Source organism: Catenulispora acidiphila DSM 44928, assembly GCF_000024025.1.
Lineage (GTDB): Bacteria > Actinomycetota > Actinomycetes > Streptomycetales > Catenulisporaceae > Catenulispora > Catenulispora acidiphila.
In genome coordinates this window covers 5,192,656-5,209,216 of record NC_013131.1, presented here as the reverse complement: position 1 = coordinate 5,209,216, position 16,561 = coordinate 5,192,656, and the positions used below count along the sequence as shown (strand labels likewise).

Below are 16,561 nucleotides of genomic sequence, written 5' to 3'. Positions count from 1 at the left end.
GCGCCGCGACCGCCGCCGGGACGCCGCCACCACCGGCACTGGCACTGGCACTGGCACCCTCACCGGAACCGGCGCCGTCCCGCTTCGCGCGCACCACCGTCGAGTTCGCCCACGGCAGCGACTCGGCCATCGTCGCCGACACGACATACTTCTGCACCTTACGCAGGTGCTCGGTGAAGGGGTTCCCGTCGGTCTGCTTCGGCCCGGCCGGCGCCTGCATCACGCCGTCCAGCGTCAGGCTCTCGGTCACCACGATCTGGCCCATGATGTCTCCTTCGTGCTCCGTGAGAATCGGTCTCACCCTCTACACGAAGCAGGTGGCCGCAAACAGACAGCCGGCCCACTCCCCCCTCGCCGCTAGGCTTGCGGCATGATCCGCGCTGCCGCCCCCGCCGACGTCCCGACCATCCGCGCCCTGGTCGCCGCCCTCGCCGAGTACGAGCGCGAGCCGGAATCGGCCAAGGCCACCGAGGAGCAGTTCCACGCCGCCCTGTTCGCCGAGCACCCCGCCGTCTTCGCCCTGATCGCGGAGGACGACGCCGGCACCCCGGTCGGCTTCGCGCTGTATTTCCTGAACTTCTCCACCTGGAACGGCACGCACGGCATCTACCTGGAGGACCTGTTCGTCCTGCCCGAGGCGCGCGGCGGCGGCTACGGCAGCGCGCTGCTGCGCGAGCTGGCCCGCATCGCCGTCGAGCGCGGCTACAGCCGCGTGGAGTGGAGCGTGCTGGACTGGAACGAGCCGTCGATCGGCTTCTACAAGGCGCTCGGCGCGGTCGCGATGGAGGAGTGGACCACGATGCGGCTGACCGGCGACGCGCTGCACGCGTTCGGCGGCGCGGCGGCCCGGCAGGACACTTAGGCCCGACTAGGCCCAGCTCAGGCCCGCAGATCCTTCGCCATGATCGCGCACACGGTTTCGTAGCGCCGGAGCGTGCCGTCCGGAGCCTCCTCGTCCCAGGAGTCGGGGCGGGTGTCGAAGACGACGTAGCCGAGCCGCTCGTACAACGCCCGCGCCCGCGGATTCTCCTGCTCGACCCCGAGCTCGGCGCGCACCAGACCGCGGCCGCGGATGCGGTCCTCGGCGGCGGCCATCAGCGTCGTGCCCAAACCGCAGGACTGGAGCGCGGGCATCGTCGCGAGCTGGTGGATCGAGCCGGCTGCCGGAGCCAGTTCGTAGTCGATGCCGCCGATCGCCAGCGGGAGGTCGGTCTTGGCGGCGCACACCGCCAGATACTCCGCCACTCCGGCCGCCGCGCGGTCCAGTTCGTTCTCCACCACGAGCAGGTGGAGCGAGGACCCAGACCAGCCACAGTGCGGCAGATCCGCATAGGTGAGGTCGCGGACATGGACGGGCAGGATCACTTCACCGGACACCCGGGCAGTCCATCACACCCAGCCCCGCCCCCGCGCCTCCATTCCCGCCTGGAACCGCGTCGTGGCGTCCAGCGTCCGCATCAGGGCCTGGACACGCCGCTGCGTGGTGCGGAAACTCCAGCCCAGCGCGCGGGCGATCGCCTCGTCGGTCTGGCCTGAGGCCAGCAGCAACAGCAGCGTGCGGGTCGCCTCGTCCGGTCCCTGCTCGGAGACCTCCGGGAGCGGCAGCGCCAGCCGCCACTCGGCCTCGAACAACGCGATCAGGGCGTCCAGCAGCGACGAGGGATGGATCACGTACGCCGTGGTCAGCGCCTCCTCCGGATCGCGGATCGGGATCAGCGCCTGGCGATCGTCGCTGATCACCATCTTGATCGGCAGGGTGGGGCGGGTGCGGGAGTGCTCGCCGAAGGTCTGGGAGGGCCGGATGTCCTGGCTGAGACGGTCCGGCCAGGCCAGCGCGGCGCGGGAGTAGATCACCCGGTAGTTCAGTCCGGAGCGGGCACGGCGCGCCGCGTTGTCGTGGTTGGTGCCGGGGTTGTTCAGGTACGGCGGCCGGTCGAAGCCGCGGATCTGGTGGCGCGCCTCGCTCTGCAGGTGGCTGAAGCGGCGGCCGACCTCCTCATAACCGCGCACCACCTCCACCGACAGCGAGGGGTCGGTGTAGCGGGCCGCCTCGCGGTAGCTGTCCATGAGGCCGTTCATCAAGGACCTGACACGCACCAGCTCCTGCTCCGCACGCCCGACCAGCGAGCCGATGGCGACGTCCGGCGCCGAGGCGAACCACACCGCCGTCCGGCCCGGCGCGCGGCTCGCCATGCCCTCGGCGGTCAAGCGGTCGAGTGCGCCGCGCACCTTACTCAACGGTAGCCTCGTGATCTCCGCCAACCGCGCCGCGCCGGACTCGGGATGCTCAACGAGGGCCGAGTACACCGTTCCGCACGGCTCTGGCAGGCCCACTGATTCCAGCACGTCAGTCCCCTTATTCGCGGGCCGGAGCATCGGGTGGTGGCGCAAAGACGCCGGGTGGCGAGAATACGCCTGCTGGCTGTCTTGTGCCATCGCCTGGGACGCTGCCAGGTTGTTCCCCACCGTTCATTTACTGAAGCGTGTGAGGAACCGAATGCCAAGTCCCCACCCACCCCGCTCCGACTCCCCACGAGGCCGGAAACGCCTGATCACGGCACTGGTCGCGGGCACCACCCTGGCCGCCGGAACGCTCGGCGCCACCAGCGCCGTCTCCGCCGCGCCCGCCGGTCCGGCCACCGCCGCGGGCAGCAGCCCCGGCGCCCCGACCCGGCCGGGTCAGCCCACGTACTCCTTCGGCTCCGCCGGCGCCTCAGCCCTCGGCGAAACCTGGTCCGCCGCCGACCACCCGGTGCCCGGCGGGAACGCCGCTGCCGCCGCCTCCGGCCACACCGTCACCAGCATGATCAGCAGCCGGACCCAGATCCCGGCCTCGATCGTCGCCGCCGCCAAGAACAACGCCGCGGCGACGACCACCAAGCGGCTGGCCGTGGCGAACACCAGCGGACTGCCGGACAACTACGGCATCTCCTCCTCCCTGGAGAGCTGGATGAACTCCGGCGGTGTGGACGCCCTCGGCGCCTACAGCGACCTGGCTACGCGCTACAACAAGCTGCCCGGACAGGGTGAGATCATCACCAACGTCTGCGTCGGCGACCTCACCGACCAGGCGATGGCCGACGCCGGCGACGGCTACGTGCAGCAGAACGGCCCGACCACGGTCCTCTCCGGCGGCCAGCGCTATCTGGACCTGCCGTCCATGCCGCTGATCCCGACCTACGTCGCCGACACCGCCGGGCATCTCAACCCGCTGGGTTCCACCGAGAACCAGGACCCGTCCAACGGCGAGATCATGCTGGACTTCAGCGTGATGGCGCCGCTGCCGCACCAGGACCAGCGGCCGGCGAACACCGGCAGCGGCTTCACCGACCTGCTCGGCGTGGCGCCCGGCGCGAGCTACCGGCTGGTCGTGCCCTCCAGCCCGACGCCGGACCAGATCCGCGTCGCGCTGCTGGCCGCCGCCCGGCAGACGCCGCGGCCCGACGTGATCAACGCCAGCCTCGGCTTCGGCACCGACAGCCAGGGCTTCCCCGGCCGCTACCTGGAGGACGACCCGACGATCGAGGCCACGGTCGCCCAGATCGTGCACCAGTACGGCATCACGGTCTCCATAGCCGCCAACGACGGCACCCGCCTGTACACCCCGACCGCGGTCGGCCCGGACGGCGGCAGCACCCCGACCGACGTGGCGCACTCCGCGCACCAGGCGACCACCATCGACGACGACGCGATGTCCACCACCCCCAGCCGGGTCCAGGACAGCGGGGCGATCGCCGCCGGCGGCAGCACCACCGACAACACCCTGTCCGTCGGCACCGCGGGCCCGGCGACCGTCGCGGAGACCCGGATATCCGGCAGCGGCGACTTCTCCTCCGGCTTCGGCTCGCGGATCGACCTGTCGGCGCCCAGCGACAACATCCCGGCGCTCTTCCACGCCGAGGGCTCGGCGGCGCAGACCGCCGGGGTGAGCCTGACCGGCGGCACGTCCGCCTCGGCACCGGAGATCGCAGCCGCCGCGGCGGTCATCGACGGCGCCGCGAAGCTGACCGGCCGCACTTTGACGCCGGAGCAGATCAGGGACCTGCTGGTCTCCACTGCCCGCACGGTGGCCACGCCGCCGCAGATCGACCAGAACCTGAACGTCGGTCCGCAGGTGGACGTCACCGCGGCGGTCGAGCGGCTGCTGTCGGCGCGGCACGGGGACGACACCAACGCGGTCGTCAACGGCACCGCCGCCGACAGCGCTGCCAGCACAGTCAGCGCCGACGCCGCCGACGCCGCTGCCAAGGCCGGTCCGACGCGCATCGTCCGCCTCGGCGTGCAGCACCACGAACTGCTCGGCGAGGAGGGCGGGGAGTTCCTGGAGAGCACCGACCCGGCCTCGATCGACCTGGCCGGTCCGGCGGACGCGCGCGGCGATGACACCGGCGAAGGGCTGGTCGGACCGCTCACGTTCGCCGCAGACGTGGTGAACGCCGGTCACGGCAGCCGCTACCGCTTAACCGTCGGCTCGAAGACCTTCGACTCCGACACCCCAGCGATCCGCCTCACCCCGACCCAGCTGCTGACCGCCGCCGGGCTGCCGGTGATATCCACGACGCCGCGCACGGTCTCCGTCCGGTTCGACGTCCTGTCCCACGGCCGCTCGACCGGGTCGATCACGCAGTCCGTCACCCTCGGCGCCACCGACGGCACGTACCTGGAGGCGCCGGCGCCGACCGCCCCGGCGACCGTCAACGCGGGCCAGGCCGTGACAGTGCACTACGACTTCACCGGCGTGCGGAACGTCAAGAGCCCGACCCTCGCGCTCTCTACCGTCGGCCACTGGAGCCCGGTGCTCGCCCCGCTCTCCAACAACGCCTGGACCGCGCCGCTCACCGGAACCTCCGGCGACGTGCAGATCCCCGCCTCGGCGTTCGGCTCCGGCGGCGGCATCTACGGCATCACGATCATCCAGGACGACTCGAACCCGCAGTACCCGATCTACGGGGAATCGGCGCCGATCCGCGTCGCGGGCTTCGGCGCCGACCAGCGTCCCGACGCCCCGACCCTGGCCGCCGGCGTCCGGCACGACGCCTCGGCGGCGTTCGGCCACCAGAGCGAGGTCTCGCGGAAGTCCTCGGCCTTCAGCGTGAACTACTCGGTGGACTCCGTCCACGGCGCCACCGGCGCGATGCTGGAGATCTCCGCCGGCGCACCGACGCTGTGGAACTCGCTGAACACCTTCACCGCGCAGAACGGCACCGCCCGCGACGGCGACGGCTTCGACACCGGATCGGTGGTCTACCAGAAGCTCCCCTGGCGCTCCGGCACGGTCTCGCTGGACGCGCTCAAGATCGGTCTGGCCACCGCGTCGCAGTACACCATCCGGGTGCTGCCGATCGGCCGGGACGGCCAGGCGGCCGGGCAGGCCTCGCCGTCCTCGACGCTGACCGTCGACGACGGCGTGCCGCCGGCGAACGGGCAGGTCGCGGACTTCGCCGCCAAGGGCGCGGACTCGGTCGCCGTGGTGACCGACTCCGCCGACGCCGGCGAGTCCGTCCGGCACTACAACCCGGCTGACGGGACCTACGGTCCGGTCATCACCTCCGACACCACGCAGGCCGGTCCCTACGCGATCATCGGCGTGGACGACTCGGCGCATCGCGTGGTCCTGATGCACACCGTCGATGAGAACTCCTACCAGCTGGAGGTGCGGAACCTGTCCGACGGCTCGCTGGTCGGCACGCCGCAGGTGGTGCAGGGCGCGCCGAGCCTGGTCGTCGGCGGCCGGGTGGACGCCGCGCGGCACCAGGCGTGGGTCCTGCAGTGGGTCCAGCCGGACTACCACGACGAGCTGCTCAGCCTCGACGTCGCCTCCGGCAAGCCGGGCACCCCGGTCGAGCCGGACGCCACGGCGAAGGCCACGCGCGCCTACTACGACGGCATCGACGTCGATGCGGGCACCGGCACCGTCCAGCTCGCGCACCTCGCCGACAGCTCGCTGTGCTTCGGGACGGCGGCGAACGCGGTGATCGACGTCAATGAGGCGACCGAGGCGGTGTCGCTGTCGGCCGGGTCCACCCCGGTCTGCGGTACCAACTTCGCCTCGGCGCAGGACGGTTCCCAGGCGGCGCTGCTGAACTACGCCAGCTTCAGCGTCAACTTCCTGAGCCACCTCGCGCTGGACATGGTCGACGAGAAGACCCTCGCCACGACCAACAACGGCACGCTGCGCCAGCAGATGGCCGGGGCGCTGGCACTGGACAGCGCGCACCATGTGGCGCTGGTCGCCTATGCCAGCCCGCAGCCGCTGTCGGTCTTCGGCCACCCCGGCGGCATCCTGACCGACAGCAACTCCCGCGGTCAGATCGATGTGGTGGACACTGGCACCGGCAAGGTTCTCAAGACGGTGACGGCGTTCGAGTTCACCCACGGGTTCGGCGGTCCGCTGTCGTCCACCGCGGGGCAGAACATCCAGATCGACCCCAAGACGCGGACCGGGTTCACGTACGGTCCCGGATGGAGCCAGATCGAGCAGTTCTCTTACTGAGAGGGCTGAGGTAGTCCGCTACCGCTGAACCGCCGCCCCGCCGGGCCGCTCTTCGGAGCAGCTCGGCGGGGCGGCAGTGTTGTGGACTGTTGCTGTCCTACAGTTTTGTAGACCGTTGCTGTCCTACAGCGTCAGGACGATCTTGCCCTGCGTGCGGCCGGACTCGATGAGCTCGTGCGCCTTGGCGGCGTCGTCGAGCGGGATCGCGTGCTCGACGTAGGGGCGCAGCTTCCCGGCGTCCACGAGCGCGGCGAGGGCTTCCAGTCCGACATAGTCCGGCTCGACGGTGATGCCCGCGAAGCGCCGGCCGGCGTCGATCGTCGCGGCGCGCAGCTCCCTGTCCATCCGGTCGACGATGGTGAGCAGCAGCCCGCCGGGGCGCAGGACCTCGATCGACTGGCGGCCGACGGCTCCGCCGACCGTGTCCAGGACGACGTCCATGCCCTTGATGGCTTCGGTGATGTCCACGGCGCGGTAGTCGATGACCTCGTCGGCGCCGAGGCCGAGGACGAAGTCGTGTTTGGCGGCGCTGGCGGTGGCCACGACGTGCGCGCCGCGGGCCTTGGCGATCTGTACCGCGAGGTGTCCCACGCCTCCGCCGCCGGCGTGGATCAGGATCTTGTCGCCCTCGGACACCCCGGCGGCGTCGACGAGCGCCTGCCACGCGGTGAGTCCGGCCAGCGGCAGGGCGGCGGCGTGGTCGTGGTCGATCGCGGCGGGCTTGCGGGCCAGCTGGCGGGAGGGGACGGCGACGTACTCGGCGTAGGCGTTGCCGGCGCGCGGGAAGAACGGCATGCCGTAGACCTCGTCGCCGACCTCGAAGCGGGTGACGCCGGGCACGGTTTCTTCCACGACCCCTGAGACGTCCCAGCCCAGGACGAACGGCGGCTGGCCGAGCATCGCGAAGGCGCCGGAGCGGACCATGGCGTCGACCGGGTTGACGCCGGTGGCGTGCACCCGGACCAGGACCTCGGAGGGCAGCAGGGCGGGCACGGGCACCTCGACGGCGTGCAGGACGGTCGGGTCGCCGAATGAGTCCTGGGAGACAGCGCGCATGGGAGATCCCTCCACACTTTCTGTAGTGGTCGATACAGAAGGACGGTACCACATTCCCTAGCGATCGCTATAGAATCGAGGACGTGACTACCGCGACCATCAAGGGACGCCCCCGAGGCTTCGACCGCGACCAGGCGCTGGAAGCCGCGCTCATGGAGTTCTGGCGCCACGGCTACGAGGCGACCTCGATCGCCACCCTGACCAGGGCGATGGGCATCAACCCGCCGAGCCTGTACGCCGCCTTCGGCGACAAGCGCAAGCTCTTCAGCGCCGCCGTCCAGCGCTACGCCCAGACCCACGGCGACTACGGCTCCCGCGCCCTGGACCAGCCGACCGCCCGCGGCGTCGTGGAAACCATGCTCCGTCTGGCCGCCACCGAGTACACCGACGCCCACCACCCCCCCGGCTGCCTGGTCATCGACGGCGCCACCAACACCTCCGAAGCCTCCCAAGACGTCGCCGAAGAACTCCGCGCCTACCGCGAGGACACCAAGCACGCCATCGCCGACCGCATCACCGCCGACATCCAAGCCGGCAGCCTCCCCCCCAAGACCGACGCCCCAGCCCTGGCAACCTTCTACGCCGCAGTGATCCAAGGCATGTCCACCCAAGCCCGCGACGGCGCCAGCGAACAGGACCTCCAGCGCGTCGCCGACGTGGCGCTCGCGGCTTGGCCGGCTTGATGCGCGAGGCGGAACGTGGGGGCGGGGCGACAATGGGAGACCCAGCAGGGTCGATAGACCTGATCGATCTGGCGGGCACTGCCGGCGAGCGCTGCGTGGTGCGGGTCACCGGACGCTTCGAGCCGGGAGTGCTGACAGGTCACGATATTTTGCGGGCCACACTGATCGTGTCCTCGGACAAGGTCCGGGACGCCACGACGCTGTTCCTGCTCCCCTCGGACCTCGCCGAGTGGCAGAGCGCGCTCGACGGCGGTCTGGGCGCCGGTTCCACCGCGGTGATCGCGGGCGACCGGGGTCCGGGCATCGAGCTGCGCGTCCAACGGAACCGGCGCGTGGCGGTGCGGGTCCACGAGACTGATCGCTTCGACATCGTCATGAAGGTCCCGATCCGTCCCGAGTGGGTCAGCGACCTGCGACAGCGGCTGGCGCGGGTGCACCAGACCTGGCCGCGCGAAGTGCTCACGTCCTCGCCGGACGTCTATGAGTGGAGCCCGGACCGGCAGCGCTGATTACCGCGCTGAGTACCACAAACCCCGGACACACAGCTGGTCCCGACCCGAGAATCCGGGCCGGGACCAGCTGTTCAATCAAGCGCCGAGGAGCGAGGGACTGCTGCTCCTCAGCCTTCGGAGACCGCGAAGACGTGCATCGCGGTGGTGTTGCTGCCGACGCTGGAGGCCACGTTCGGGAACGTGACCGAGGCCAGGGTCTTGGTGGTGTCCAGCGGGACGGTGGTGGAGAAGACGTACATCGTGATCGACTGCGAGCTGCCGGAGTCGCTGTTGCGGTAGGGCATGGTCGCGATCGCGGTGTCGGTGGTGTCGCCGCCGCTGGCCCAGTCGTTGAAGGTCAGCGTCTGGGTGGTGGAGGTGCCGTCGGTGTAGGTGAGGGTGATCGGGCCGGCGGAGCCGCCGTTGGTGGAGGAGCCGAGCAGGCCGAGCTTGGTGGCGCCGGCCTTTCCGGTCACCAGCATCGTCTGGCCCGCGGGCAGGATGTTGTCCGCGCCGCAGGGCTGGACGTTCGGCCAGGTGTAGGTCACACCGTCGGAGGTCACGGTGCCTCCGGGCTTGATACCGGCGGCGGCCAGGGCGTCGGCGGAGTAGCTGTAGCCGTCTCCGTCGAAGTCGGCGCACTGCTGGTTGCTGTCGGCCGAGGTTCCGATGTTGTCGAAGTAGTCGGCCGGGTTCGCGGTCGGGGTCATCGGCAGCACCTGGCTGTCGGAGACCTGGCCCGCGGCGTTGACCACGGTCACCGCGGCGTTGGAGCCGGGGTAGACGTGGAACATGCCGTTGGTCCCGCTGGGGGTCGGCACGGTGAAGGTCACCGCGGTGTCGCTCCAGGAGTCGACCGTGAACGCCGCGCTGTTGCCCGGCGCGCCCCAGTTGATGCCCTGGTCGCTGAAGGCCACGTAGCCGGTGCCCTGCGTGGCGCCGAAGCCGGAGCCGTGCACCGTCACCTGCTGCCCGGCCGCGGCCGGCGAGGGGGTGGCCGAGGTGGTCACCGCACCGGTCGGCGCGGTCGTGGAGGTCCCGACGGCGAAGACGTGCAGCCGGCCCTGGTCGGTCCCGTTGGGCAGGGTGACCGAGGTCAGCGTCTTGGCCGGGTCGACCGGGAACACCGTGGAGAACACGTGCGTCGCCGTGGTGTCCTTGCCGCCGGCGCAGCTGGAGCAGTCCCGGTAGGACAGCGTCGCGGCGTCGCCGTTGCCGAAGGACGGCTTGCTCTTGCCCGCCCCCAGCGTCCAGTCCGACAGTCCGAGCCAGAACTGCGCGGTGCTGCCGTCGGAGTAGTTCAGCGTCATGACGCCCTGGCTGGGACCGCCGTCGGCCGAACCGAGCAGACCGAGTTCCTGCGTCCCGGCGGCCGCGGACACGTTCACCTTCTGGCCGGCGGCCACGACGTTGTCCGGGTTGCCCGGCGCCGGAAGCGGCCAGGTGTAGGTGATGCCGCCGACCGTCACCGGCTGGCCCGGGGTCAGCCCGGCGCCGGCCAGAGCCTGCGCGGAGTAGCTGTTGCCGGAGCCGTCGAAGTTGGTGACGGTGATCTGCGTGTCGTCGGCGATGCCGTTGTTGTCGAAGGAGGCCAGCAGGCTGCCCGCCGGGGCGACCAGCACCGTCAGCTTCAGCGGGGGCAGCGCCTTGCCGTCGGCGGTCAGCTGGACCGGGACGGTGTAGAAGGTCTGCGCCGCCGTGGCCGGGGCGTTGATCGTCAGTTTCAGCGAGTCGTGCCCGGCCGGGGAGAGGTGCAGCGTGGAAGAGGACTGCTTCACCGTCAGACCGGAGCCGGCCGGCGGCGTGGCGCCCACCGAGATCTTCTGGTGGTCCCCGGCGACGTCCTGCGCGGACACCGTGACGGTGGCGCTGCTGCCCGGGGTGACCCGGAGCTGCTGGTCGGACAGGTAGCCGATGGCCGGCTGCTGCCCGGCGGTGTGCGAGGGCGGCGCGTCGTTCTTGCCGGCGCCCCAGCTCTTGTTCGGGGTCGAGCCCATCTTCACGTCGAGCGTCGCGCCGTGGGTGAACGCCGCGGCCGGCAGCCACGCCGAGTGCCACGACGAGCCGTTGAGCTTCATGCTCTGCACGTAGAAGTTCTTCACCGAGTCCGCGCCGGGCGCGTTCACGGTGATGGCCTTCCCGTTGGCCAGGTGGATGATCTCCAGCGGGAACTCAGGGCTGTTCAACGCCATGTCGGCGCTGCCCGCGGCCTCCGGGAACATCCCCAGCATCGAGAACGCGCCCTGCGCCGAGGTGGTGCCCAGGTCGTCGTTGCCGCCGAGGCTGGTCTTCGGGTCGTCGGTGAAGATCTGGGTCCGGACGTCGTTGACGATCTTCTGCGCCTTCCACGGCGCGCCGGTGTAGTCGTACAGCCACGGCACGCCCATGTCGGGCTCGTTGCCCAGGAACGCGTACGGCGAGGGCGGACCCTGGTCGAGCTGCGTGAAGAAGGTGTCCAGCTGCTTCTGGACCGCCTGGCCGCCGCCCATGGCCGTCACCAGACCGCTGGGGTTCCAGCCGACCTGCCAGCGGTACTGCGAGGCGTCGCCCTCGACGTAGTTGTCCGAGGAGCTCAGCGTGGTCGGCAGGTACTGGCCGTTGGTGGTGCGCGGCTCGAGCAGGCCGGTCGCCGGGCTGAACAGGTTCTGCCAGTCCTGCGAACGGGTCTGGAGCGCCGTGGCGTCGGCCTTGTCGCCGAGCGCTCCGGCGAACTGGCTCAGTGCGAAGTCGGCGGCGCCGTACTCCTCGGTCGTGGACACCGGCCCGTAGAAGTTGCAGCAGGTGTTGGCGGCGTCGGAGGGGACGTAGCCGTACTTCTCGAAGTCCGCCAGGTCCGGGCGGATGTTGTTCGGCGTGTTCGCCTCGGCCAGCGCGTACTTCAGCGCGGAGGCCGTGTCGAAGTCGTGCGCGCCGAAGGCGTAGTAGTCGGCGAGTTCGCCGTCGGCCGGGTCGCCGACCATGACGTAGCTCTCACCGTTGTTCATCGCCCACTTGGGCATCATGCCGTTGTTCTGCGCGGCGTCGTTGACGATCGACTGCGCGGCGTTGCTGGCCATCGCCGGGTCGACGATCGCCTCCAGCTGCGCCTGCGACCGGTAGATGTCCCAGCCGGAGTAGTTCGCGACCTGGATGTGCCCGGCCTGGACGGTGTGCACCTGGTTGTCGAACCCGACGTACTGGCCGTTGGTGTCGGAGAAGATGTTCGGGTGCAGCAGGGAGTGGTACAGCCCGGTGTAGAACACCTGCTGCCGCGCCGCGGTCCCGCCGCCGATCTGGATCTTGCCCAGCTCGGCGTTCCAGGCCTTGACGCCGGCCGCGTGGACCGCGTCGAAGGCGAAGCCGGTCTGCTCGGCCGCCAGGTTCGCCTGCGCGTTGGGCCCGGAGGTGAAGGAGATGCCGACCTTGGCCTGGACCACCTGGTCGCTGCTGGTGTCGAAGGTCAGGTACAGACCGTCGGGACCGGTGGCCGCGGCGTTCGCCGCCAGCTTCTGGGTGGCCGCCTTCGGGGCGGCCGGGATCGCGCCGTGCAGGGTCGGCGCGGGCAGTGCGCCCGGCTTGGCCTTGGGCGCGGCGGGAGTCGAGCCGCCGGTCGAGCTGCCGGCCGCCGGGCTCGGCGAGGCGCTCGGGCTCGGTGAGGCGGTGGGGTTCGGGCTCGGCGAGGCGGTCGGGCTCGAACCGGGCGCCGTGTTCGGGCTCGCCTGGGTGTTCGCCTTCTGCGTCGTCTTCGCGGCGGCCGGCGCCGTACCCGGGGTGACGGTGCTGCCGGTCCACGTGCCGTTCGCGGTGAACGGCTGGTCGAAGACCATGTCGAAGTTCAGCGTGTAGGTGTTGCTCGCGCCGCAGAAGTGGCCGGAAGTGACCGAGCCCTTGATCTCGTTGGGCCCGACGACCTGCGCGCTGGTGGCCGAGTCGCCGTTCTGCGATCCGGTCAGCTTGAACAGCAGGTTGGACTGTGCGCCGGCCGGGAAGGTGAACCGGCCTATGCCGGAGCGCGCGGTCTCGGTCAGCTCGGTCTTCACGGCCGAGGCGCCGGTCCCGGTGGTCACCGAGTAGTAGTCGGAGGAAGCGGACTCCGCGTCGTGGCTGAACGGCGCCGACACGCTCGAGGGGTTGGCCGGCAGCGCGCCGACCGTCGGCAGGATCGGCACGTCGCCGAACGCCCCGCAGCCCGGACCCGACATGTGCGTCAGGCTGAAGCCGGAGATGTTCGAGTCGTTGTAGTAGTAGCCGCCGCCCTCGGGGCGGTCCGGCGTGGTGTCCGGACCCCACTGCATCATGCCGAAGGGCACATCCGGGCCGGGGAAGTCGTCGGCCTGGCCGCCGGCTCCGCCGTCGCCGGTGGCCAGGAACGGATTCACCGCCGCCGCCGGGTTCGCGACCGGGGAGACTCCCTTGTCCGGACCGGTCGCGGCGAACGCCGTGCCCGCCGATCCGGACAAGGCAGCTGCAACGCTTAAGGCCCCTGTCAATACGGCGGCACCAGCCGCCTTGGCCATCTTTCGTCGGACACTTACACGGCGCGCCATGGGCACCGTCCCTCCACGAGTGAGCTGATCTCGAACGGGGTCTGAAGGTGACGGCGGTAACGTTAGCAAGCCTTCTGAGTTGCGACTATGGGTCCTGAGGGACCGGTTTTCCTGTTAACGTTCCCATGCTGGTCAGGCCGACCGGGAGGCTCAAAACCGTTATCTGGGCCCGAAGAGGCGCCCACGGCGAACACACGACAAATACACGACAAAGGTGGCCGGAACCGGCATCGGTCCCGACCACCTCGACTGCGGGTCTTCACTACATCGCTATATCTGTGGGCATGGGTAGCCCTATGGGTATCAGCCCCGGTATGTCTCCAGCAGGCGCAACCAGACCTCACCGAGCGTCGGGTAGGCGGGCACGACATGCCACAGCCGGCTCAGCGGCACTTCGGCCGCGACCGCCATCGCCGCGGAGTGGACGAGCTCTGCCACGCCCGGTCCGACGAAGGTGACCCCGACCAGCACCTCGCGGTCCAGGTCGACGACGGCGCGCGCCCGGCCGCGATAACCGTCGGCGTACAGCGCTGCGCCGGCGACCTGACCGAGATCGTAGTCGACGGCGCGCACGTTCAGCCCTTGGTCCTGCGCCTGCTTCAAGGTGAGCCCGGCCGCCGCCGCCTCGGGGTCGGAGAACACGACCTGGGGCACCGCGCGCACATCCGCGGTCGCGACGCTGCGACCCCAGGGCGCGGTGTCCAACTCCCGGCCGAAGGCACGGTCGGCGATCGCGCCGCCGAAGATCCGGCCCTGATACTTGCCCTGGTGCGTGAGCAGGGCGCGGTGGTTGACGTCGCCGGCGGAGTACAGCCACGTGCCGCTGACGCCCTGCACCAATCCGGTCTCATCGACGGGAAGCCAGCTGCCGGGCTTGAGTCCGACGCTGTCCAGTCCGAGATCGGCGGTGGCGGGGCGGCGGCCGGTGGCGAAGAGGACTTCGTCGGCGGTGAGCGTGCCGCCGCCGGCCAAGGTGAGGTCGACGGTTCCGTCGTCCTGCCGCCGCACAGCCGTCGCCGACTCGCCGAAGCGCACGTCCACGCCGTCCTCGGCCAGCTTCTCGGCGACCAGCTCCCCGGCGAAGGGCTCCATCCCGGTCAGCAGCCTGTCATCGCGCACCAGCAGGGTGACCTCGCTGCCGAGCGCACGCCACGCGGCGGCCATCTCCACCGCGACCACGCCGCCGCCGATCACCGCCAACCGGCCGGGCACGTGCTTGGCGCTGGTCGCCTCGCGGCTGGTCCACACCTTCGCCTCGGCCACGCCGGGCAGATCGGGGACCGACGCCTGGGTTCCGGTACACAGGGCGACAGCGTGCCGGGCGTTCAGGATCCGGTCGGTGCCCTCGGGGGTGCGCACCACGACGCGGCGCTCGCCGTCGAGCCGGGCGTGTCCGCGCACCAGGCACAGCCCGGCCTTGGCGAGCCAGTCGACCTGGCCGTCGTCCTTCCAGTTCGAGGTGAACTCGTCGCGGCGCGCCAGGATCGCGGCGACGTCCAGCTCGCCGGTGACCGCCTGCTTGGCGCCGTCCACACGCCTGGCGTCGGCGACTGCCGCGACCGGCCGCAGCAGCGCTTTGCTGGGCATGCACGCCCAATAGGAACACTCGCCGCCGACGAGTTCGTGCTCGACGACGGCCACGCTGAGCCCGCCGGCGTGCGCGCGGTCGGCGAGGTTCTCCCCCGTCGGTCCGCCGCCCACGACGATGACGTCGAACACCTCGCCGTCGGGCGGGTCGATCGTGTCGGCCGTCCCGTCGTCGCCGACCGCCGGCGCCGCCCCGTGCGCGAAGGTCGGTGCTCCCTCGGCCACCATCTCCTGCGCGGCCTCTACGACGTTCTCATCCGGGGCTTCCATGGCTCTCCATTCACACGGGATCGGCAGGGCGATCCTTGATTCAATCGCGATCCGGCGCGGCGTGCATGCCCGGCGCGCGCCGCGCTGTCAGTGCTGGACGAACCCGCCGACCGGCACCGGCGCGACGTGCCCGGTCGCCGGCGTGCTTCGCGCCAGGGCGATGCCGACGTCGATCAGGCCGGAGCGGCGCAGCCCCGGCACGTCGGCGAGCGGGGTCCAGACCGATTCGGCGACGTCGCCGTCCGGCTCGGGCCGCAGATCGCCGCCGGTGATGCGGACCCGGTAGAAGATGCCGATGTTCTGGTGCGGGACCGGACCGGGCTCGCGCAGGTCGGCGATCGGGATGACGCGGGAGTCCACGCCGAGCAGCCGCTCGACCACCGCCTGGCAGCCGGTCTCCTCCTCGACCTCGCGGATCACCGCGTCGATCGGGTCCTCGGTGTGCTCGACCCGGCCGCCGGGCAGGCTCCAGGTGCTCTCCTTGGTCGCCGGCGACACGCAGCGCACCAGCAGGACTCGGTCATCGTCGACGCAGACGGCGTACGCAGCCAGGCGGAAGCTCATTCCCGCCACGGTATACGTCCCCGTATACGAAGGTCCGGTCCGGCCGCTCACGCAGCGGCCGGACCGGACCGGGTTTCGACGATGTCAGCTCTTCGTCAGCTCTTCGGCGACGAGCCGGACCCTGAGCCCTTCGCCCCGCCGGCACCGGACGCGGTACCCGTGCCGCCTCCGGCGTCCCGAGCGGCGGCCGCACCGGCCGCGCGCGCCTGCGAAGGCGGCGGGCCCGGCTTCGGCCCGGGCTTGGGGACCGGCTTCGCCGCCGGGGCGGAGGGCGCGGCGGGAGCGGCCGGAGCAGCCGGAGCACCCGGCTTCGGAGCCGAGGTCCCGGTCGCCGCCGGCGTGGGCTTGGCCTGCTCCTCGTCCTCGGCGAACGCCTCGCGCAGCTGCGCCTCCTGCTCGGCCGACAGGTTCGTCTTGATCAGCTCGGCGCCGGCGCGCTCGAAGGTCGGCAGGACCCGGTCCCCGACCTCGTCCGCGGACAGCACGAACAGCGCCGAGGTCCCCGGCGTGACCTTCACCTTCACCTGCTCGATGAAGTCCTTGTCGATGCCGACGTTGGCCATCGAGCCGCCGAGCGCGCCGGCCGCGGCGCCGATCGCCAGACCCAGCAGCGGCACGAAGAACAGCAGCCCGAACAGGAAGCCCCAGAACGCGCCGCCGAGGGCGCCGCGGCCGGTCATGTCCGCCAGCTGCGAGGTCCTGGGCCGCTTGGCCTCGGCGGGCCAGCTCACCACCGCGCCGTCGAGCACCTTGAGCAGAGCCTGCTTCTGCAGGCCCTCCAGTTCCTGCAGCACCTGCTCGGCGCCGTCGGGATCGTCGAACTTCCACACGGTCAGGGTCGCCACGGGTCCTCCTTCGGAAATGGCATCCCGACCAGTCTCCGTCGGTGAT

11 protein-coding genes are annotated in these 16,561 nt (G+C 71.0%); 4 read left to right on the top strand and 7 right to left on the bottom strand.

The annotated features are described in order from the left end of the window. The first annotated feature begins 370 nt into the window (after positions 1-370). The gene (locus CACI_RS22630) at positions 371-862 is read left to right on the top strand and encodes a GNAT family N-acetyltransferase (protein WP_015793167.1); all 492 of its coding nucleotides are present in this window, start codon (positions 371-373) and stop codon (positions 860-862) included. 17 nt (positions 863-879) lie between these two features. Here the strand turns inward: CACI_RS22630 and CACI_RS22625 are convergent, their stop codons facing one another. Together CACI_RS22625 and CACI_RS22620 are read right to left on the bottom strand one after the other, a co-directional pair. After that, complete coding sequence (locus CACI_RS22625; protein WP_015793166.1) at positions 880-1,377, bottom strand: GNAT family N-acetyltransferase; 498 nt, start codon at positions 1,375-1,377, stop codon at positions 880-882. A 12-nt stretch (positions 1,378-1,389) separates the two neighbouring features. Next, positions 1,390-2,376: a helix-turn-helix domain-containing protein gene (locus CACI_RS22620; RefSeq protein ID WP_015793165.1), complete on the bottom strand. Its 987-nt coding sequence runs from the start codon at positions 2,374-2,376 to the stop codon at positions 1,390-1,392. A gap of 121 nt (positions 2,377-2,497) precedes the next feature. Between CACI_RS22620 and CACI_RS51385 the strand changes: the two genes are divergently transcribed. Then, positions 2,498-6,493 carry a hypothetical protein gene (locus tag CACI_RS51385; RefSeq protein WP_015793164.1) on the top strand — a complete coding sequence of 1,332 codons (3,996 nt, stop codon included), beginning with the start codon at positions 2,498-2,500 and terminating at the stop codon, positions 6,491-6,493. 123 nt (positions 6,494-6,616) lie between these two features. Here the strand turns inward: CACI_RS51385 and CACI_RS22610 are convergent, their stop codons facing one another. Further along, positions 6,617-7,549, bottom strand: coding sequence for an NADP-dependent oxidoreductase (locus CACI_RS22610; RefSeq protein WP_015793163.1), 933 nt, complete (start codon positions 7,547-7,549; stop codon positions 6,617-6,619). 83 nt (positions 7,550-7,632) lie between these two features. On the opposite strand from CACI_RS22610, the gene CACI_RS22605 reads away from it, so the two are divergent. After that, the gene (locus CACI_RS22605) at positions 7,633-8,232 is read left to right on the top strand and encodes a TetR/AcrR family transcriptional regulator (protein WP_015793162.1); all 600 of its coding nucleotides are present in this window, start codon (positions 7,633-7,635) and stop codon (positions 8,230-8,232) included. 32 nt (positions 8,233-8,264) lie between these two features. After that, positions 8,265-8,741, top strand: a complete 477-nt coding sequence (locus tag CACI_RS22600; RefSeq protein WP_041540414.1) for a DUF5959 family protein — start codon at positions 8,265-8,267, stop codon at positions 8,739-8,741. A 110-nt stretch (positions 8,742-8,851) separates the two neighbouring features. Here CACI_RS22600 and CACI_RS22595 read toward each other — a convergent pair whose 3' ends face one another. The 4 genes from CACI_RS22595 to CACI_RS51380 form a co-directional block, all read right to left on the bottom strand. Next, on the bottom strand, positions 8,852-13,162 hold the full coding sequence (locus tag CACI_RS22595; RefSeq protein WP_049871675.1) for a GH92 family glycosyl hydrolase: 4,311 nt from the start codon (positions 13,160-13,162) through the stop codon (positions 8,852-8,854). A 390-nt stretch (positions 13,163-13,552) separates the two neighbouring features. Next, positions 13,553-15,106 carry a dihydrolipoyl dehydrogenase family protein gene (locus CACI_RS22590; RefSeq protein ID WP_015793159.1) on the bottom strand — a complete coding sequence of 518 codons (1,554 nt, stop codon included), beginning with the start codon at positions 15,104-15,106 and terminating at the stop codon, positions 13,553-13,555. 87 nt (positions 15,107-15,193) lie between these two features. Continuing rightward, a complete protein-coding gene (locus CACI_RS22585) occupies positions 15,194-15,670 on the bottom strand; it encodes an NUDIX hydrolase (RefSeq protein ID WP_015793158.1) in 477 nt (158 codons plus the stop codon). Positions 15,671-15,765: 95 nt separating this feature from the next. After that, complete coding sequence (locus tag CACI_RS51380) at positions 15,766-16,515, bottom strand: DUF1269 domain-containing protein (RefSeq protein WP_015793157.1); 750 nt, start codon at positions 16,513-16,515, stop codon at positions 15,766-15,768. Between the last annotated feature and the right edge of the window lie 46 nt (positions 16,516-16,561).